Here is an 18,954-nt window from a genome sequence, read left to right as displayed (position 1 = left end):
AGATAAACAAAAAGGGTCTTAGCTAGTAATTAGCTAAGACCCCTTTTCATTTGACGTATTGTATAGGTTGTTCATTCATACATTTTCCTATTCCAGGGAATATTATTCTTTGACGTAGTAAATTAGGAGGTTGTTTTGTGGAATATGCCGATAAAGAATTAAATCCAATGAATGTGATGAAACCACTAAAATTAAATCCAAAAATATCAGATGAGACCCAACCTTTAACGACTTTTGAAATGGGGAAACTTTGGGCTACCTATATGGGAAACAGTATGTCAATTCAAATCTTAAGTTATTTTCTTCAACATTGTGATGATGAAGATATTAGGTTGCTATTGGAAAATGGTTTAGCCTTATCAAAGGATTTCATAAAGAGGATAGAAGGATTTTTTAAAAAAGAGAATTTCCCTATGCCTATGGGATTTACTAAAGATGATGTAAATCTGGGTGCTCCCCGTTTATACGCAGATGAATTTTACGTTCATTATTTAAAATATGCTGCTAAGGCAGGTATGAGCCTTTACGCAGTAGCAGTTCCATTGGTAATGAGGGAGGATATAAGGGAGTTTTTTATTTATTGTAATCAATGTGCTACCGTCCTTTTAGGGCAAATTAATAATGTTTTAATGGGAAAAAAATTCATTGCAACACCTCCTATCATTCCAATACCAGAAGGAATTGATAAAATTGATAAACAAACTTACTTAAATGGATTTTTTGGAAATGTTCGACCATTACAGGCGTTAGAAATCATTCATCTATATGATAACATTGAGAATAACACAACAAGTAAGGCATTATTATTGGGATTTTGTCAGATAGTTCAAGATGAAAAGATAAAGGTTTTGTTTAAAAGAGGTTTAGATATGACTGATAAAGCTGTAAAGCAGTATAAGGAAAAAATGCACATTGAACACATTCAATCACCATCGTACCTAGACCATTTGGTTACAACATCTACATATCCTCCTTTTTCCGATAAAATAATGCTGTTTCATAAAGTGGACATGTTCGCAATGAAGGTAAGGTCATTCGGAAACTCATTGGCAGTAACTGCAAGAAGAGATATAGATATGTTGTATGTAAGAACTCTTATTAACATAGGCCTATTTGTTGAAGATGGTATGAATATTTTAATTAATAAAGGTTGGTTGGAATCACCTCCAAAAGCGTATGACAGAGTTTAAGTATACAATTGGAACAGCTTGAACAACTTCCAATTGAAAGCTGGTCGAAAAAGAATTTTGAAAAGGAATAGAATAATGTGGTGAACGGTAAAGAAGCGTTGTTATGGAGTATTGCACTCCCAGGATTCGGTCAATTTCTAAATGGTAAACCAATAAAAGGTATCGTGTTTGTGTTTTTAGAATTTCTAATTAATGTTCAAGGTAATTTCAATAAAGTGATTATATTCAGTTTTCATGGAGAAATTGAAAAAGCGATTTTACATGCCGATTATCAATGGTTGATGTTTTACCCTTGTTTGTATTTCTATGCGATGTGGGATGCCTGGAAAGATGCAGGAGGAGGAAAAGAAAGGTATTCTTTTCTTCCCTTTGTGTTTGCTGCTTATTTCGTTACAGTTGGTTGTATTTATTCTTCAAACTTTACGATATTTGGAATATTATTTGGACCTGTTTGGCTTCCGATGCTGTGTGTGATTCCAGGAATGATTGTTGGTTTGTTTTTGAAATTTTTCATAAAAAGTCAGTATGACCAAAGAGTACAAAATTAAACCAAGGAGAGTTGTGAAAGTACACTTTCTTATTGTGCAACGGGTGCGTTACTTCAAGAAGGGAAATGAAGAGATCTTGAGAAATAAGTTCAAATTAAGGAGGAGAAAATATGTAAGTAGAAATACAATACAAAACAGTAAAAATAAATAACATTAATATCTATTTTCTAAAAAATAAACTTCGTTTAAAATCCTTATTTTATGAAAAAATAGTTCCTCTTTGGACTAAATAAATAACCATCTTAGTTACACTCAACATTCGGGCAAGATTGTCGAACAACAATAATCTTGATTTCTCGAAGGGCTGTACGAAAATACCCTTATGATTTATGAGATAATGATGGCAACATTTTTTCTATTTTGTCTTTAAAAGGTGTAGTATGTCCAAGGCTAATAATATGCTCGCAATTTTATGGTTGCTAAAAACGAATGACTGCCAAACAATTGGGAATGAACTTGAGATCCATATTCTCAAAGTGTCTACCGCTATATTGATGCGTTATGTGCCTGCAGCGATCCGGCTAAATCTTTCATTCGAAAAAATGCTCTAAAAAATGGAGAAGCCTACTAAATGAACTAACTAAAACTTTTTCATTTACAAAGATTCATTTTACATAAATATAACTGCATCTATAGAGATGGGGGAAGGGTTAAGAATGATTAGGAAATCAGTTTCCTAGTCATTTTTTTCGATGAATATTCTTAAAGGTATTTCCCATCTTAACATTGAAATTAATATACACGGTATTCCAAATTTGATAAGGAGGTGCTAAATAATATGGTAGTAATAACTGATTTTAAACAATTTCTAAAAATCAAAAGTTCGTGGATTCTCCTAGTAGGTATGTTTTTGTATGGCATTGGGACGGGAATATTGGCCCCGATGAACGCAGTCTACATGCGTAATGGAATAGGTTTATCAAAATTCGAGATCGCTTCAATTTTTTCCATTTCGTTATTGCTAAACATGATTACAACCATTGGGATAGGTATTATCAGTGACAAAATCAAGCGGAAGAAACCTCTACCAATTTTCGCCTGCATTCTTTGTATGACAGGACTACTTATTTATATAAATGCGTCAACCTATATGGTAACGCTTATTGGTATGGTTTTTGCTGTTGCACCTTCAGGACTCATAATGGGCCAGTTTTTTGCAATGGCTCGTAATCATTTTATGACCCTTGCTCCTTATATTTATGAAATGGCTCAAATCTGGCTTCGTGCTACGTTAAGTGTAGGTTTTTTTACTGGATTGCTAATAGGAGCGAATTTATTTATATTCGGTGATTTCAAAAGTGTTCTTTGGGGGAATTTTTTAGGATACGCTACATTATTTGTTGTTCTTTTATTTTACAAAGAGCATGAGGCACCAGCACCCTTATCTAGTGATAAAAGTGAATCATTCTCTCTTGTTATGCTATTTGCTCTACTTTTGCTTGCATGTGCCGACGCATTAAGGGGGCTTTATTTGCCTCTCGTTGTTGTACAATTGTTTGAAGAACCTCAGTTAATGTCCTACTTGTGGAGTGTTCAGGCCGTTTTTGAATTAATGTTTATGACGGCTGCAGGATATTGGGCAAACAAATTCGGGAGTAAAATTGTCATCATTATCAGCAGTTTATGTGCTCTAACGACTTATTTAGTGTACTCTATAAATCCGCCACTTTGGGTATTTTTTCTCGTACAGCCCCTATATTCCTTTTTCGTCTCTGTTTTGTATGGGGTTGCAATGGGGTATGTACAGCGTATGTTTAATACACGCATTGGATTTGGATCAAGTTTATACGTTTTCTTATCCCAGACAGCTGCTTTGATTGGCTATTTGCTACCATTTCTAATGTCCGGCTACCAACCTCGTATTTTCATCATTCCAAGTATACTGGTTAGTACCGCATTTCTTTTAATGGTCGTACATCTAATCATTAATCGGTCAAAGGAAAAAATAACCCTCATTCAGTCGGTGCACGAGGATAACAATTATTCATAATTGTATATATACTGATTTAAAGGATTGGAAAGAATAAGATATATAAGGATTTGGAGTAACGAATACTCATATGGGACTTTTTTGGATTTGTATATAGAAAAAGAAGATAAAAGCTATTTTATATAATCACAATACAATCTCCATTCCAAAGTTGAAGAAGAAAATTGATTTTAAGGTCCTTGCTCCTCAAGGAATACCGACCGATTGGACTCTGAACATCACAAAACATACCCTTGGAATGAGAAAGAATATATAACGGATTTCAGGCTCCATTATATGGAGAAAAATAATAAACGTTTAATGTTTGGAATTGGCGAAAAGAAAGCTTTTGGTCATTCGGAAAATATGGTGAATGATAAGGCAGTAAATATAAATGGCTATAAGGGGTATTTTTCAGCATTTAAAGCTTCAAAAAATAACGAAAATCCTGTTGGTGGAATTTTGCGTTGGGTTCAAAAAGATCCTTACTTAGAAATGGATAGTTTAACACTGACAGAAGAACAGATGATTAATATAGCTAAATGATCGAATAGGAATGAATTTAAGATATTGTTTAACTAACGGGTGCGTTTCTTTAAAAAGGAATGCTCTTTTCGTATCCAATTAAAAGGAAGTAAATGTTATTATTATATTAAAGATGGTTGCTCTTCTATTATAGATGGAGAAAGCTTTAATACGATATATACTACAATATTAACTTTGGAGACACACCACTGCAATAAGACTTATAACGAAATTAAGTTCTTGATATATCCCGTCAAGGACATATTATGAAACAGTGCTTTAATAAAGGAGTTGTCTAAAATGGATGAAAAAAAAGATATAGAAATAAAACGCTCTTCAAAAGTAGAAAACATTCTAGCTCAGATCAATAGTAAAACTAAGCTAGGCGACTTACGAAAAATCGCGAAGGACATTAAAAAAGATCACGAACTAGCTATGGAACTTTGGTCAACCGAAGAGTTTTTGCCCAGACTATTAGCAATCTTAATTATGGACAAAAAACTTCTTTCACAAGATGTGCTAAATAAGCTTGATAAGGATATGCAGACTCACACTTTTGATGAGCGAAATAACTTAATGGATTGGTTAATGGCTAATCAGCTCACCAAAGACAAGAAAAAAATTGCATTGATGGAGTCATGGGAAAATAGTCCTTCTGCTCTTCAAAGGCGAGCTTTCTGGTATTATCAAGGGCGATTGAGATGGACTGGACAAACACCGCCTGATAACACCGCATACTTGCTATCTGCATTAGAAGCTAATATTACGCAGGAAGAACCGGAAGTTCAATGGGCTATGAATTTCACCGCAGGCTGGATAGGCGTTTATGATGAAAAGAATCGTGTACGTTGTATTAAACTTGGTGAGAAAACGGGTCTTTACAAAGATGAAATAGTAGCAAAAGGATGTACTCCCAGCTATTTGCCGGAGTTCATTACAATTGAAGTTAACAAACGACATAATAAATAGATATCTCTGAAAAATTTATTAGGGTTTAATGCAAAAAATAAAGGAATTCAAAGCCTCAATATGAAAATTGTAATAGGCTTGGACCGAAAAATAAAGAAAACAACTCGTGCTGAATTGGTCGCGATTCAGGAGCTCTTAGGACATAGTTCACCAGTTACGACACTTAGATATGCAAAGATTACTCATGAGCGAAAGCGAGAGCAGCATAAAAAGTATTTGATTCAATAAGTTGTTGTTCATTTGACGATTATTGCGCAATAAACAACTTCTGTTTTAGAGGACTTAGTGAAGAATTTCACTAAAATTAACGGGTGTCAGTCCTCTTAATTAAGTCCATAAAAGTCTTCCCTAGAATAAATTCCTTATGTTCCCCTGGAATGTCTAAAGAATCAACCCAACTTCTTTTATCCGAGTAATCGTACTCATTAAACTTTTTCATTCCATATGGTCCATCGCAGCCATACAATACTTTGCGATACCCAAGTGCCTGAACTACATTTCTTACGATAGAGGAGGTAAGGTAATCACTTGATGTGTCCACGTAAACATTGGGTTTTTCCTTTGCATATTGCCACAGGCTTTTCCAAAAAGGAAGTCCTGCATGAGCATAAATAACTTTGAGATTGGGATATTTGTCAGGTAAGTATTTGTAGGAATTTGGTTCTGAAGATAGATGAATAATCATTGGGATGTCTCTGTTTTGGCATAAGGCTCCAACGGAATCGAGTTCTTTAATACTATACTTATGCATAAATGGATGGGCTTTTACTCCAATAAAACCAGTTAGGTTAAGGTATGTCTCTAACGTCTCTACAGATTCTGGAACAGTTGGGTTAACGGCAGCCCAGCCTAGAAAACGATCAGGATAGCGTTTTATCGCATTTGCTACAATGTCATTATTTGGCTCGGTAAGTATCTTAAAGCTTCCATTTACTTTAAAGTAACCATCTTTAACTAATCCGTCATAAATCTTAAAGCCTATTTTGGGGAAATTCATGATAAAAAAGCGGAATAAGCGGTGTAGGTTATCCTGGTATGTACTTTCTTTTTCATACATGGTTTCATTAAAAGGTGGAATTAATGCGGTTTTCTCAACATTGTTTTTATCCATCTCTTCAATCATTTTTTCTAGCGCTAACATCGTTTCATCAACATGGAAATGGCAATCAATAATCATTTGTAATCTCAGTCGTCCTTTCCTATTAAGATTAAAAATTCAAAAATTTAAATATTTAGAATTATATAAATCCTATCACATTCCTACTCAAGTTACCACAAACCGGATCAGGTCTAATAAGAAAATTTTCGTTTAATGCGTAGTACAAGAATACTTGTAACCAAGATAATAATGAACTAAGGCGATCATTATAAAAGTGGTCGCCTTTCGTATTTGACACATACTGCGAATTAAGCATACTTCTAATTTAGAGGACTTTGTGAAGATTTTCACTTAAAGTATAGGGTCGTTTAGTAGAAGAAGGGGTATCATTTAAAGGGTAATATCGTTTTTACATCAATTGCAAGATAAATTGTGAATAGTGTACTTAATGAAAGAAGAGCAGCTACTGATCTAAGCAGGATAAGTGGCTGTTTTATTGAAGTAACGAGCTGAGTTCGTTGAGATGAATAAGAAGGGGATAGAATTAATGGACATTAGTAAAGAACTAAAGAATCCCAAATTTGAAACAATTGAGATAAAATAGCCAAACCTATGTGGAAGAAATACTGGATGGTAAATACTCTCCTGATGGATACACACTTGGTTGGAATGCTGGAAAGGTCTCAAACCAAGAAATATTCCATTGTCATTTTCACGTTATACCAAGATACAATGATGAGCCATTAGCAGGTAAGGGTGTTTGTTATTGGTTAAAACAGCCTGATAATAAAAGGGGAAAGTTAAAGATACAAACATAATCTTCTTGTGCTAACGGGGGGATTATGTTTAACAAGAAAAATGAAAAACAACAGATCTATTTGTTGCGCAGTACAAATATACTGGTAACTATATAAAAGTTTTAAGGCGATCACTTTTTTAGTGATCGTTTTTCGTATTTGACGTATACTGCGCAATAAAGAACTCCTAATTTAGATGCTTTATGAAAGAAAATATTTTAGCCAATCGGGGTGGTATACAAAAAGGTACGCTTTAATGAGCGCACCTTTGTTTTTACGAATTGTATATTTCTCTGTTTATATTTACAATATCCTTATGTGATAATTCCCCTTGCTTTTTTTCTGCAAAGAGCTCTGCAAACCGTTCCATCACCTTGTCTCGTAGTAATGGTGCTTTTTCTTTATTTGCCTTTTTCAACGCTTCCTTAAGATCATTTTTTGTTAGCTCTGTGCAGTAAGCAGGAGTTCCTGGCTGTTGTCTCCAAGAGTCAGTTAAAGAACCATTATCTACTGCGTCGAAGCCTAGATCGGATACTATGTCCATGACTACTTGTTTTTGTGATTGGTTATTACCAGCAACTGCCATTGTGATTCGTCCACTAGAATCCTCGGATTTTCCTTCATGTTCTAAAGTGTAGGCTAATAAGTTGTTGAAAGCTTTTATGATAGGTCTGCCAAATTGATTTGAAACCCAAACACTTTCAACCATCCCGTTCTCTATTTCTTCAATTTTACCGTCTCTAAAAGGATAATAATTTGAAGTATCTACAATAATTACTTCCTCCCCGACTTGATCGATAATGTTCCGAATGCTTGGCAGTGCCTTTATAGGGAGAGATATTATAAGAACTTCAATATTTTTAATTGCATCCTCTACAAGTACAGCTGTTCCAGCAAACTCTTTTCCTTCTAAACGTTCAATTCCTCGTGCATCTGCAATTTTGACATCATGTCCATTCTTAACTAATTTTTTAGAAATGATTGACCCAATTGGTCCTGCACCGATAATTCCAAATCTCATGATTGTTCCTCCTAAAGAATTTGTATATAAAAGAATTACTCTTGCTAAAGTTACATAATCAAATGTTTATCAAACGGTAAATATATATTCAATCGATAGTAAAAACGTATTGAGTATTTCTGTTACATATACTAGAATAAAATCATTTCCCATCTTTTTAAAGTAGGCAATAAAAAATGACGTAGTACATTTTTTTGTACTTAACAGTAGAAAGCAGGTGAAGTAGGTGTCTAGGATATGTAAGGATGGATTTGATAAAGAGTGTATAAAGGAACAAAGAGAATTTTATGGCATTGCCTATACCCAAAATATCCTCTCCGGACGTTGGAAATATGTAATTCTATGGTATTTAAAGACCAAAGAGCGTCGCTATAGTGAAATTAAAGCCTTTTTATGGGATATTTCACAAGGTTCTCTTACAAAGCAACTTCGAGAACTGGAAACAGATGGTTTAATTAATCGCAAAGTTTTTCCAGAGGTTCCTCCTCGTGTTGAGTATTCACTAACCTCAAAAGGGGAAGAATTAATCCCTATTATTGATTTGATGGAAGAGTTCGGGAAGAAGTTTGGGGAGCACGCAGACTAACCAAAGCTCTCACATTCATCGGTTACCAGTTACCCCTAATTCAAAACTAAATGGTTTAAGGTCGAGGCTGTCATTGCGGCAGCTTTTTTTTATAACCAAGCTATTAGGTACAAAAAAATGTACTATGGCAACTTTTATTGCCCTCTTTTAAAAATTGAGAATTGGTTTTATTCTAGAGTCTGTAACAAAATTACTCCATACAACAAGTTGATAGGCCAAACGGTGTAATTTACAGTATCCGGACATTTCAGTGTTTAACAGATGATGTGGATGCATAGATCCATCCTTTTGTCGTAGGTTCTAGATAAATTCAGCCTGATAAAATGAGAGTAGGTTTCTTAAGTTAGATGGACAACTAAATTTTAACTGTGATAAAGTTAGCTTGCTAAGTAAAATTCAGTAGTGGAGGGCATATCTATGAACGATAAGGTTGGATGCGATATTCGTGAGTCATTAGATAAAGTATCATCCAAAATGCGCAGAGACTATAGCGAAAATCTAAGAGAACTTAATCTTCATGTAGGTCAGGATAGATTACTCGCTCGTTTGTGGTTAGGTGATGGAATAACACAAATGCAACTATGTGAACATTTAAAATGCGAACCGCCTACGGTAACAAATATGGTTAAATCGCTGGAGCTAAATGGATTCATATATCGAAAACGTGATGAACAAGATGCAAGGGTAATGCGAATTTATCTAACGGACAAAGGAAAAAAATTAGAGGAACCAGTTGATCTCAAATGGAAACAGCAGCAAGCAAAATTACTCCATTCAATCTCACCGGAAGAACTCTTAATCTTAAGAGAACTAATGAAGCGCATGGAGAGAAACTTGTTCTAAGTTTTCTCTATGTTGATAGTTAGCATGCTAACTATTTGTTTAACAACCTAAATATAAATAGTTTCTATATCGTAAAAAGGTTATAAAATCCACTAAATTAGTTAGCAAGCTAAATATTTTCTGACTTTCAAATCTACTGTAATATACTACGGCTCATTTGTTACTTGGAGCTATTTTAAAATAAAGGAGAAGAGATACATGGAAAAAAGAAAAGAGCTTCAACTAGCATTACAAATGGTTTCTGGATACGGAGCTGAATTCAGCGCTTGGAGAATGCCTGGTACCGACCCAGCAGCCTACACAAATACGGATAGTTATGTAGAGCGAGCTAAAATAGCTGAAAAAGGAAAATTTCAAATGATCTTTATCGCCGATACCCCAGCATTAACCGTCGACTTAGGTTCTCAGACTCCTATGTTCCCAATGGATCCTATGTTAGCACTAATGGCTGTAGCTAGAGAAACGAAACATATTGGTCTTGTTGCTACACTATCAACGACATTTAATTATCCATACAACATAGCACGTCAATTCAAAGCACTCGATGTTATAAGTAATGGACGTGTAGGCTGGAATGCGGTCACCACATCCGAGCCATTAGCGGCAGCAAATTTTGGCACTCAAGTTGCCAATCGCAAAGAAAGATATGACAAGGCTCATGAAAGTATACAAATTGTTCAAGCATTATGGGGGAGTTGGGAACAAGACGCGTGGACGTTAGATGCAGAAGGAGGAAAATTTGCCGACATGGACAAAATTCAGCCTATAAATCTTCAAGGGCAATATTATGCATCTCGTGGTCCTTTGCCTATACCGCCCTCTGAGCAAGGTCAGCCAGTTATTTTCCAGGCAGGAGGAGGGCAGGAAGGGTTGGAATTAGCGGGGAGGTACGCTTCTGGTGTCTATGCTAACCCTTATGACATTGAGTCTGCTCGTGAACATAGGCAAGCGCTCCAACAAAGTGCAGCTCATTTTGGCCGAAATCCCGATGATATCAAGATGTATGCAGGTTTTATGTTTTCCATAGGTTCAACTGAAGAAGAAGCTTTAGAACGGCGAAGACAGCTTATGAGTTTTAATCCTGAAGAGATTCCAAGTAGGGTAAGATACCTTGGTTCCATGGTTGGTTTACCACTATCGGTGCACTCGGTAGATATTGATCAACCTTTAGCAACTGACATGTTGAAAAAGGCATATGCCAACCCAATGGATCCACGCTCCCACAGAGCTTTAGAGCTGCTGAAAAAAAGGCTATCCATTCGAGACGTTCTTGCCCACGGAGTCATTAACTATCATCCAGTAGTTGCCGGCACCCCTATACAAGTTGCCGACTTCCTGGAAGAATGGTTTTTGGCTGGTGCATGTGATGGCTTCTCGGTTGTTCCGGATATAGCCTATGATGGAGTTGCTGATTTTGTGGAGCTGGTTGTCCCAATTTTGCAGGACCGCGGTTTGTTCCACAGGGAATATGAAGGAAAAACACTGCGCGAGAATATGGGAGTTCCTTACCAATACTGAAGGCTGAAAGATAACAATAATTAATAGAGGAGAGGATTCAAATGAATAATACCCTTGAATTGCTTCATAATCATACATCCATTCGTTCTTTTACAAATCAACCACTGACAGAGGAACAACGAGATGCAATCTTTAAGGCAGCTAATCAAACTTCATCATTTAGTCTACTACAAGTGGTTTCTATCATTAGAATTACAGATCCAGAACTACGAAAAAAAGTGATGCAACTCTCTGTAAATCAACCTTATATTGAAGAAGCAGCAGAGTTTTGGATTTTTTGTGCAGATTTTAACAGAAATAATGAAATTGCACCCAAGGTAAACCTTGACTATATTGAATACCTTTTAATAGGTACATTCGATGCTGGGCTAATGGCTCAAAATGCTTTAACTGCAGCAGAATCAATGGGACTCGGTGGTGTCTATATCGGTGGAGTAAGAGCTAATATTACAGAATTAACCGAGGTATTAAATTTACCAAAGTTTGTGATTCCTTTAGTAGGGCTATGCATAGGACATCCTGCTGGAGAGAAGCCTGGACTAAAACCACGTTTACCTCAATCGATGGTCATGTTTGATAATCAGTATCAACCACTAGATGAAGAAAAATTAGCAACTTATGACGAACAGATGCGTGAATATTACCAAAATCGTCCTGTTAAAGCGCCTTTCACAGTTAAGAAAGTAAAGGGATGGAAAGATCACATTGAGGATCATCTTGATAGAAGCAGACTACCCTTTATGCTTGAGTATTTAAACAAACAAGGATTTGCTAAAAAATAATCTGATATTACTTAAAATTGATTTACGAGGAGATATAAAATGAAGAATCAATACAATACGCGTGCCATTATGGCATCGCTGCTTATCTGCGGTTTCGTCGGCATGTTCAGCGAAACTGCCCTCAATATTGCAATGACTAATCTAATGGAAGTTTTCCAAATTTCGGCAGCAACCGCACAGTGGTTAACAACTGGGTTCTTGTTGACTCTAGGCATTTTAATGCCAATGAGCGGGTTGTTGCTGCAGATGTTTACGACAAGGCAGATGTTCACAGGTTCTCTCATCAGCCTAATCGTTGGTACGTTGATTGCTGCGCTTGCGTTCAATTTTGAAATGTTAATGTTCGCACGAGTTTTACAGGCTGTAGGCATGGGCTTGTTGCTCCCACTCTTGTTCAATACCATTCTTGTCATCTATCCACCTGAGAAGCGGGGGGCGGCAATGGGGTTTGTCGGACTTGTTATCATGTTTGCGCCAGCAACCGGTCCTACCATAGGTGGTCTATTAATAGAGTATTTTACATGGCATTATATCTTCTGGTTCTCGTTACCATTCCTGATTATTGGGTTGTTGATAGGACTGAAGTACTTGGAAAATGTCACCGATGTAACGAAGCCCCGGGTAGATCTGCTGTCTGTCGCACTGTCAACAATTGGCTTTGGAGGAGTTGTCTTCGGTTTCAGTAAAGCAGGCGAAGGATCTGAAGGATGGGGCAGTTTAGTTGTGCTCACTTCAATCATTGTTGGGCTTGTCGCGCTGATGCTATTCGTACTGCGCCAAATCTTAATGAATGATCCGATGATGAACCTTAGCGTTTTCAAGTATCCGATGTATGTCGTTGGGCTGCTTCTGGTACTGTCATGTATGATGATTATTATGTCGAGTATGATTATTCTGCCGATGTTTCTGCAAACGGGTGCAGGGTTGTCTGTGTTCACTGCGGGACTCATGCTTTTGCCGGGCAGCGCTTTGAACGGTATCCTCTCCCCGCGAATGGGGCATTTGTTCGATAAATATGGGCCAAAATGGCTCGTAATTCCCGGACTCGTGATCGTTTCAATCATGTTATGGTTCTTTACTACACTATCTCCTGCTTCTTCAGTGGCATTTATCGTGGTATTGCATATCGGTCTCATGGTTGGGATAGGCATGGTATGGATGCCAGCTCAAACGAACGGGCTAAATCAATTGCCGCCGGAGTTATACCCGCATGGCACGGCAGTCTTAAACACACTGCAGCAGGTGGCAGGCGCGATTGGAATTGCTGTAGCAGTTAGCACCCTTACGGGTGGTATGGAGAAATACTTGCACGGCTCCTCAGATCCGACTAGGCTGAACGAAATAGCAAAAGCGATGACAGCAGGATCACAAAACGTGTTTTGGTTTACGATGATCATAGCATTAATTGGCTTGATTATAGCATTCTTCATTCGCCGCGTAATCAATCACGAGGAGCGATATTCGGCACATTGATGTTTTCATGAATAACAACAGGGTTACTTAGTAAAATAATATATAAGTTGACCCTGTGTATTTAATTACGAAACCTTAGTGACATAGATGAAATTCTATGTCTTTTTCCATAATATAATCCTTTTATTTGACAAAGTGTTGTTAATGGAAAGCAGCGCTATTGCACAGTACAAGGATACTGGTTACGATATATACATTTTAACAGCGATCACTTTGTAGTGATCGTTTTTTGTATTTGACACATACTGTGCAACATAGACTTTATTATCAGGTGACTTTATAAAAAAATAGATAAAAAACTAACGGACAGGGCCCGCCGAAACTACATTGCAATTGCACTTGATTATAGACGTTTAACATTAAGTGAATTACCAATAATATTACTAAAAAATAATGTATATTTATGGTAAAACGTCTTTATATATTATAGCTAATAGAGTAGAGATTCTAATCTATTTAAAGCCTTAATAGGAAATACGTTGGAGTGAGTAGATGAATAAGTTTATAGATTATTATCGTGTAATAGGTGTATCTAAAAGTGTATCTTGATCGGAGAAGTATATAATCTATAAAAGTTAGTAGAGGAAAAGACAAATGTAAGCAATTACAATTAATTTATTTGAAATACTAGTGTTTTAAATTAAAAGATGATAAATGGATAATTATGGTGTAAAATGTATTTGTAATTTACTAATCCTTGGAGTGATTTCATGTTAAAAAATCTATTTAAGAAGAAAACAGATCTAGTCAAAATATCCTCACCTAATATTGATGAAGTCGGCGAAATTGAAATTGAAGAAGAACGAGTTGCTGATTTAAAAGATGAAGCAGAAAAACTGAATGCTGAAGATATAAATCAACACGAAGAGCATTTTTCAGAGGAAAAGTTTTGGACTAAGGTTCAAAAATTTTCTAAAAGAGCTGGAACTTCTGTAGTCTACGCGGTTCTATTACTTTATTACACACTTCAAAAGCCAGATGTACCATTAAAAGTTAAAGCAACCATTGTTGGGGCTTTAGGTTACTTTATTTTACCTCTAGATATTATACCCGACTTAGCAGTTGGTGTAGGATATGCTGATGACTTAAGTGTTTTAATATTCGCTTTAGTTCAAGTAGCTTTATATGTGGATGATGAAATTAAAATGCTAGCCAAAAATAAACTAAAAGATTTATTTGGCGAGAATGTAGATACAACTGAGATTGATAATAAACTAGGTAGATAATGATATTATGAGTCTGTTTCCAAGGTACTAGGAAACAGACTTTATTTTCTTGGATTTGTAGTAAGAACTTTAACGTTTTATTGGAGTTTAAATATACAGGATAATCTTGGAATAGAGAAAGCAAAAGGAGGTGCAAAGGACGTTTTGAAAGTATTGGATACAAAATCATTTATACATACAATGAAAGATCGATCACAAGGATATAAAAATCTAAGAGAGCAGCTTGAACAGGTAAAACGAAAATGCAATGACATCGTCAATCTAGATGACCAGTTCCAAGGCAAGGGAGCTGATGCCATCAAGAACTTTTACCAAGCCCAAATCGATGTTATAGAAGCCTGGCTCCGTCTTACAGATCGACACATCGTTTTTTTTAATGGAATTCAAGGAAGTACAGAAGATAAAGACCTATCGGGAAATACAGTAGTCCACCTTCCATTTCTTGAAGATGAACTGGCGCATCACATAAGAAACCAAAAGGATATGGTCGCAAGTCAGCAGGATGAGCTACAAAGGATATTTAATGGAATTGATGACCTCATACCCCTTAATCCCTATTCAACTAATAGCTTTGAGGACCATATTGAAAAAGCAGATAAAGACCGAAAAGACACCATTGATGCTGTCTATCAACTTGATCAAGATTTAACATCAGAATACAAGTTATCAGAAGGCGATGAGCAATACGTCATCACTCTTTTTCAGCAATTAATTGAAGCATCTCGTCAAGGTAACACGATCTCGCCGATTCATTTCAATTCAGCAGCCTATAAAGCAAGTGATGTGTATCAATTAAAAGCACAGGCTGAACAACAAACAATAAATTATCTAGCCTACAAAAAGAACCAAGAAGAGGTCCGAAAGAAACAAGCAGAAATAGAAGCTGAGATCGAAGCTAGAGAAAGGGAAAAAGCAGAATTTGCAAAATTAAACCCGATTGAAAAAACGGTACATAGCTTCAAAGAAATCGGGAACGACTTTTGGGATGGCCTAGAAGCACGGAACGCAAAGAAATTTGATTCAGTCTACGACTTTGGAAATTATCTAACTATAGGATCATTTGACACAGCTAAAACTATGTATCAAGGGATGGAAGACAGAGCCCATGTCGCAATGAATTCCCCCTATGACTTTGTCAATTACATAAGCATGGGAACTCTTGACCTAGGAAATGGAGCAATAAACCCAGAAGAAAGCTTTTCAAAAGAGCACTGGTTAAGTAGTATAGGGTTAGCTAGTATTCTAGCAGGTGGAGCGAAGCCGATTGTGCGTGCGCCAAAAACACCGAGTTTACAAGATAGGAATCTTGTTCTTGAGAAGACAATTGATAAAGCACATGAACTAACTACGAAGACAAAATCACAAGTGAATTATGTTGTTGGTGAGGTAAGAGGCGGGATTTATGTATTGTTGAATGAAATGAATGATCATAACAATTTGGCTTACAGTTTAATTGGTGAAGGCACAAAGATCCCGTTTAAAGTGATGGATACTGAAGCGGTTAAGAAGGTTTTTGATAGGGTTTTGTCAAAGTTTTCTTTTAGTGGTGTTGGTATTAGTGATGGTAAATATACAACAGGTACAATGAAACATATTTATCATGGAGAGATTAATAGACATGGAAAAGCTGTAGGTTATCATCATGAGAGTATGATGGGCGGTAAGATTATTCCTGGAAGTGAATCTATACCTGATAAAAACGGAGTTTATAAAGCGAAGGTTGAAATTAATGGAATTAGGAAGAAAGCAACTTCAAGTTTCTTTCCTAAAGAATGGGATCGTGTTCAAGTGCTAGTAGCAATTGAGGATGCCTTTAATAATAAAAAACAAATTGGTCCAAATAAATACTTGGGCATCTCTTCAACTGGAATTAAAATAGAAATGTATCTAAACAAGGATGGAACGATTGCAACAGCATATCCCTTATATAAAAAATAAACTTATAGGAGAAAAAGAGTTTATGAAATATTTTTTTCAATTTAAGAAGGATCCATTTGATGTATATAGAATAATATTACCGGAAGAAATTTGTCTTTTTTCAGATTTTATCGAAGATATTACTACTGAAACAGAGGCAGAAGAGTATATTGATGATATTGAAAATGTCTTAAATGGTTCTTATGAAGACTTTGAAATTCAACTAAATGCAACAAGCGTTCTTATAAAAAAAGATGAGACAGAGATTGAACACTTTTTTAGAAATGAAGAACCATATATTCAAAAAATAGAAACTAAAGAATTTAAAGAACTCTTATTAGTTTGGAAAAATAAAATTAAAGAAAGTGTTGAAAATTGAAGTTTTTATCCTTTTCATCATAGTTTCTTACACTTCAGATATTTATGGGAAATGATATTTGAAATGTAGGTAAGATTAAAGTCCATTTTTATAGTATATGTCCTCTGGGACTCTACTAAAACGTAACAAGGAACACAATTAGTTGCTATATACATGATGAACTGCAACTCAATAGTTTAAAGAAAGGCAGATGATTCATCTGTCTTTTTTGTGTCTTTGTATGTTTTAATTTATGACGAGTACTTGATTAATGAATTAACTGTAAATAACAAACATTTTCAGCCCAATTGAAATATCACTCCAAAGCTTACTGGTGGAGTTAGCGCCATAAATAGGAAATAATTAGGAGGGTTTATATGGCGGAAATTTTTGGTTCAAATCATAATCTTTCATTAGAACAAATAGTACAATTCGAAAGTGAAAATGATGTTAAATTAACAGAGCTTTATAAGAAGTTTTTACTAAAATGGAATGGAGGAAAAGTAAAACCTAATTTATTTAAAATATCGGATGAACAAGGTCCAAGTGTATTAAATGTGTTTTATGGAATCGGTGATATGTACGATAATTTAACAGACTTTATAGATATAATGAATGAAAGATTACCAAGTGAATTTATTCCAATTGCAGATGATCCAGCTGGTAATACTGTATGCTTAGGAACAAAAGATACTTATTACGATAATATTTATTTTTGGGATCATGAGCAAGAATCAGAAAACCCTGATGATATGAGTAATATGTATTTTCTAGCAAATGATATCAATGAATTTTTGGGTGATTTATTTTATGAGGATGAAGAATAAAACAATTGCGAGTTGAGGTGTATATGACATACTTGAATTATTAATTCTAAAAAGCAAATTAGCAAGCATAGATGAACTCTAAAAATAAAGATGTTAACCTTATGGGTGTTAGTTTAATAAACTATCACTCTTTTTTGTATATAGAAAGTGAGAGTAATACGGGATATGTCCAAAATCGGATGAAAATACAGGGGATCATCTCATGAAGATTTAACTACAATGCAGGAAGTTAATAAAGAAATCCGTAGGAGATTTCATTACAAGGGTGGAATAGGGTGATATTTTTGACTACTAAAGAAGCAATGGAAAAATATTTTCAGATCAGGAAAGACGTAGCTGATGAAGGTTTAGATTTTTTATTTAAAACACCAGTAACTAATGAAGATGATAATTCAATTATTTATGAAGGTGAAGTTGATGAGGACGAATATATCTCATGGATGCCTGTAGAAATGAATGTTTCTATAGATTTTAAAAAATTAGAAGAGGAATTTGAAATAACCTTGCATAGTTCAATAATAGATTATTTTAACTCGTATTGGTTTACTGACTTAGATGGATTTTTCAAAAAACATTATATTAAATTAGAACCTGTTCTACCGAATACTGAAATAAATTCCGTCAGAGAGTCAATAGAGGGATATAAATTAAATCATGGGGATAGGTTAAAGAATATACCTATTGGAATTGAGGGGAATGGGTTGTTGGTAGTTATTGAGAACAGTAGTGGAAGAGTTCACTTAGAAGATTTTGAAAAAGGTTCTTTCGATGTTGTTGCTGAAAATATACAGGAATTAATTGTAAACTTAAGATTAAAAATGTAATATTTTAATTAGGAAATACTTTCAAATTTCTTTTTTCTGTATACTACACATTTTCTGACATTCGAATCATCTACCAATGGAGGGGGGATTAGACTTAGTGAACAAAATAATAGTTTAGGAAAAATGTGTGATAGATTCATATATATGGGATATACCGGAAATGGATATCCAGTGTATATTAATGAATCAACTTCAGAGGTCGTATATATTGATTATGATAATGAAAACAATGTTGCACAAATAAATTCTACAATAGTAACGTTTGCGGAGTCCTTGCTTGTCTATGTAGAATTTATAAAAAAGATAAAAGCTAATAATGGGAGAAGAGCATATCTCGAAAAAAACGCATCTAAAGAATTGTTAGATTGGGTTTCCAAAAGCCTTCTCCAAATTGATGCTATATCTTTAACTCAAGGTGGGTTCTGGGAAGAGGAACTTAGTAGCTTTAGTGAATAAAATACACTAAGTGAAATAGTGCTACA

Annotated in this window: 19 protein-coding genes and 1 pseudogene; 18 read left to right on the top strand and 2 right to left on the bottom strand. The window is 35.3% G+C overall.

Translation table 11 applies throughout. The features are described from left to right. The first annotated feature begins 167 nt into the window (after positions 1–167). The 6 genes from HUW50_RS22540 to HUW50_RS22515 all read left to right on the top strand — a co-directional run bounded on the left by HUW50_RS22540 (position 168) and on the right by HUW50_RS22515 (position 5,429). The gene (locus tag HUW50_RS22540; RefSeq protein ID WP_185654104.1) at positions 168–1,190 is read left to right on the top strand and encodes a DUF3231 family protein; all 1,023 of its coding nucleotides are present in this window, start codon (positions 168–170) and stop codon (positions 1,188–1,190) included. An 80-nt stretch (positions 1,191–1,270) separates the two neighbouring features. After that, entirely contained in the window at positions 1,271–1,738 is a 468-nt protein-coding gene (locus tag HUW50_RS22535; RefSeq protein WP_185654103.1) for a hypothetical protein, read from the top strand. Positions 1,739–2,516: 778 nt separating this feature from the next. Then, positions 2,517–3,728 (top strand): MFS transporter, encoded by a 1,212-nt coding sequence (locus tag HUW50_RS22530; protein WP_185653336.1) that lies wholly within the window; start codon positions 2,517–2,519, stop codon positions 3,726–3,728. A 204-nt stretch (positions 3,729–3,932) separates the two neighbouring features. Beyond that, positions 3,933–4,253 carry a DUF4367 domain-containing protein gene (locus tag HUW50_RS22525; RefSeq protein WP_185653335.1) on the top strand — a complete coding sequence of 107 codons (321 nt, stop codon included), beginning with the start codon at positions 3,933–3,935 and terminating at the stop codon, positions 4,251–4,253. 279 nt (positions 4,254–4,532) lie between these two features. Continuing rightward, positions 4,533–5,201 (top strand): DNA alkylation repair protein, encoded by a 669-nt coding sequence (locus tag HUW50_RS22520; protein WP_066332837.1) that lies wholly within the window; start codon positions 4,533–4,535, stop codon positions 5,199–5,201. Between the two features lie 60 nt (positions 5,202–5,261). After that, positions 5,262–5,429: a hypothetical protein gene (locus HUW50_RS22515; RefSeq protein WP_157094395.1), complete on the top strand. Its 168-nt coding sequence runs from the start codon at positions 5,262–5,264 to the stop codon at positions 5,427–5,429. A gap of 76 nt (positions 5,430–5,505) precedes the next feature. Here HUW50_RS22515 and HUW50_RS22510 read toward each other — a convergent pair whose 3' ends face one another. After that, positions 5,506–6,378 carry an amidohydrolase family protein gene (locus tag HUW50_RS22510; protein ID WP_066332833.1) on the bottom strand — a complete coding sequence of 291 codons (873 nt, stop codon included), beginning with the start codon at positions 6,376–6,378 and terminating at the stop codon, positions 5,506–5,508. Between the two features lie 539 nt (positions 6,379–6,917). On the opposite strand from HUW50_RS22510, the pseudogene HUW50_RS22505 reads away from it, so the two are divergent. Then, positions 6,918–7,118: pseudogene (locus HUW50_RS22505) on the top strand (HIT family protein); the annotation flags it as partial. 253 nt (positions 7,119–7,371) lie between these two features. Here HUW50_RS22505 and HUW50_RS22500 read toward each other — a convergent pair. Continuing rightward, positions 7,372–8,118, bottom strand: a complete 747-nt coding sequence (locus HUW50_RS22500; protein ID WP_185653334.1) for an NADPH-dependent F420 reductase — start codon at positions 8,116–8,118, stop codon at positions 7,372–7,374. Positions 8,119–8,344: 226 nt separating this feature from the next. Here HUW50_RS22500 and HUW50_RS22495 point away from each other — a divergent pair, with 226 nt between their 5' ends. The 11 genes from HUW50_RS22495 (at position 8,345) to HUW50_RS22445 (ending at position 18,928) form a co-directional block, all read left to right on the top strand. Then, positions 8,345–8,704: a winged helix-turn-helix transcriptional regulator gene (locus HUW50_RS22495; protein ID WP_185653333.1), complete on the top strand. Its 360-nt coding sequence runs from the start codon at positions 8,345–8,347 to the stop codon at positions 8,702–8,704. A gap of 417 nt (positions 8,705–9,121) precedes the next feature. Then, complete coding sequence (locus HUW50_RS22490) at positions 9,122–9,547, top strand: MarR family winged helix-turn-helix transcriptional regulator (protein ID WP_185653332.1); 426 nt, start codon at positions 9,122–9,124, stop codon at positions 9,545–9,547. A 198-nt stretch (positions 9,548–9,745) separates the two neighbouring features. Further along, positions 9,746–11,065 (top strand): NtaA/DmoA family FMN-dependent monooxygenase, encoded by a 1,320-nt coding sequence (locus tag HUW50_RS22485; RefSeq protein WP_185653331.1) that lies wholly within the window; start codon positions 9,746–9,748, stop codon positions 11,063–11,065. A 41-nt stretch (positions 11,066–11,106) separates the two neighbouring features. Then, positions 11,107–11,847, top strand: a complete 741-nt coding sequence (nfsA, locus tag HUW50_RS22480; protein ID WP_185653330.1) for an oxygen-insensitive NADPH nitroreductase — start codon at positions 11,107–11,109, stop codon at positions 11,845–11,847. Between the two features lie 39 nt (positions 11,848–11,886). Beyond that, positions 11,887–13,320 (top strand): DHA2 family efflux MFS transporter permease subunit, encoded by a 1,434-nt coding sequence (locus HUW50_RS22475; RefSeq protein ID WP_185653329.1) that lies wholly within the window; start codon positions 11,887–11,889, stop codon positions 13,318–13,320. A 710-nt stretch (positions 13,321–14,030) separates the two neighbouring features. Next, on the top strand, positions 14,031–14,546 hold the full coding sequence (locus HUW50_RS22470) for a YkvA family protein (protein ID WP_185653328.1): 516 nt from the start codon (positions 14,031–14,033) through the stop codon (positions 14,544–14,546). 144 nt (positions 14,547–14,690) lie between these two features. Beyond that, positions 14,691–16,484, top strand: coding sequence for a T7SS effector LXG polymorphic toxin (locus HUW50_RS22465; RefSeq protein WP_185653327.1), 1,794 nt, complete (start codon positions 14,691–14,693; stop codon positions 16,482–16,484). Between the two features lie 22 nt (positions 16,485–16,506). Next, complete coding sequence (locus HUW50_RS22460) at positions 16,507–16,842, top strand: tRNA-Val4 (protein ID WP_185654102.1); 336 nt, start codon at positions 16,507–16,509, stop codon at positions 16,840–16,842. 356 nt (positions 16,843–17,198) lie between these two features. Beyond that, on the top strand, positions 17,199–17,648 hold the full coding sequence (locus HUW50_RS22455; RefSeq protein WP_185653326.1) for an SMI1/KNR4 family protein: 450 nt from the start codon (positions 17,199–17,201) through the stop codon (positions 17,646–17,648). A 302-nt stretch (positions 17,649–17,950) separates the two neighbouring features. After that, positions 17,951–18,472: a SecY-interacting protein Syd gene (locus HUW50_RS22450; RefSeq protein WP_185654101.1), complete on the top strand. Its 522-nt coding sequence runs from the start codon at positions 17,951–17,953 to the stop codon at positions 18,470–18,472. Between the two features lie 15 nt (positions 18,473–18,487). Continuing rightward, a complete protein-coding gene (locus HUW50_RS22445) occupies positions 18,488–18,928 on the top strand; it encodes an SUKH-4 family immunity protein (RefSeq protein ID WP_311774057.1) in 441 nt (146 codons plus the stop codon). The last annotated feature ends 26 nt before the right edge of the window (positions 18,929–18,954 follow it).

Origin of the sequence: Metabacillus sp. KUDC1714, from assembly GCF_014217835.1 — a bacterium.
Taxonomy (GTDB): domain Bacteria; phylum Bacillota; class Bacilli; order Bacillales; family Bacillaceae; genus Metabacillus; species Metabacillus rhizosphaerae.
This window is presented reverse-complemented; position numbering and strand designations above follow the sequence as displayed.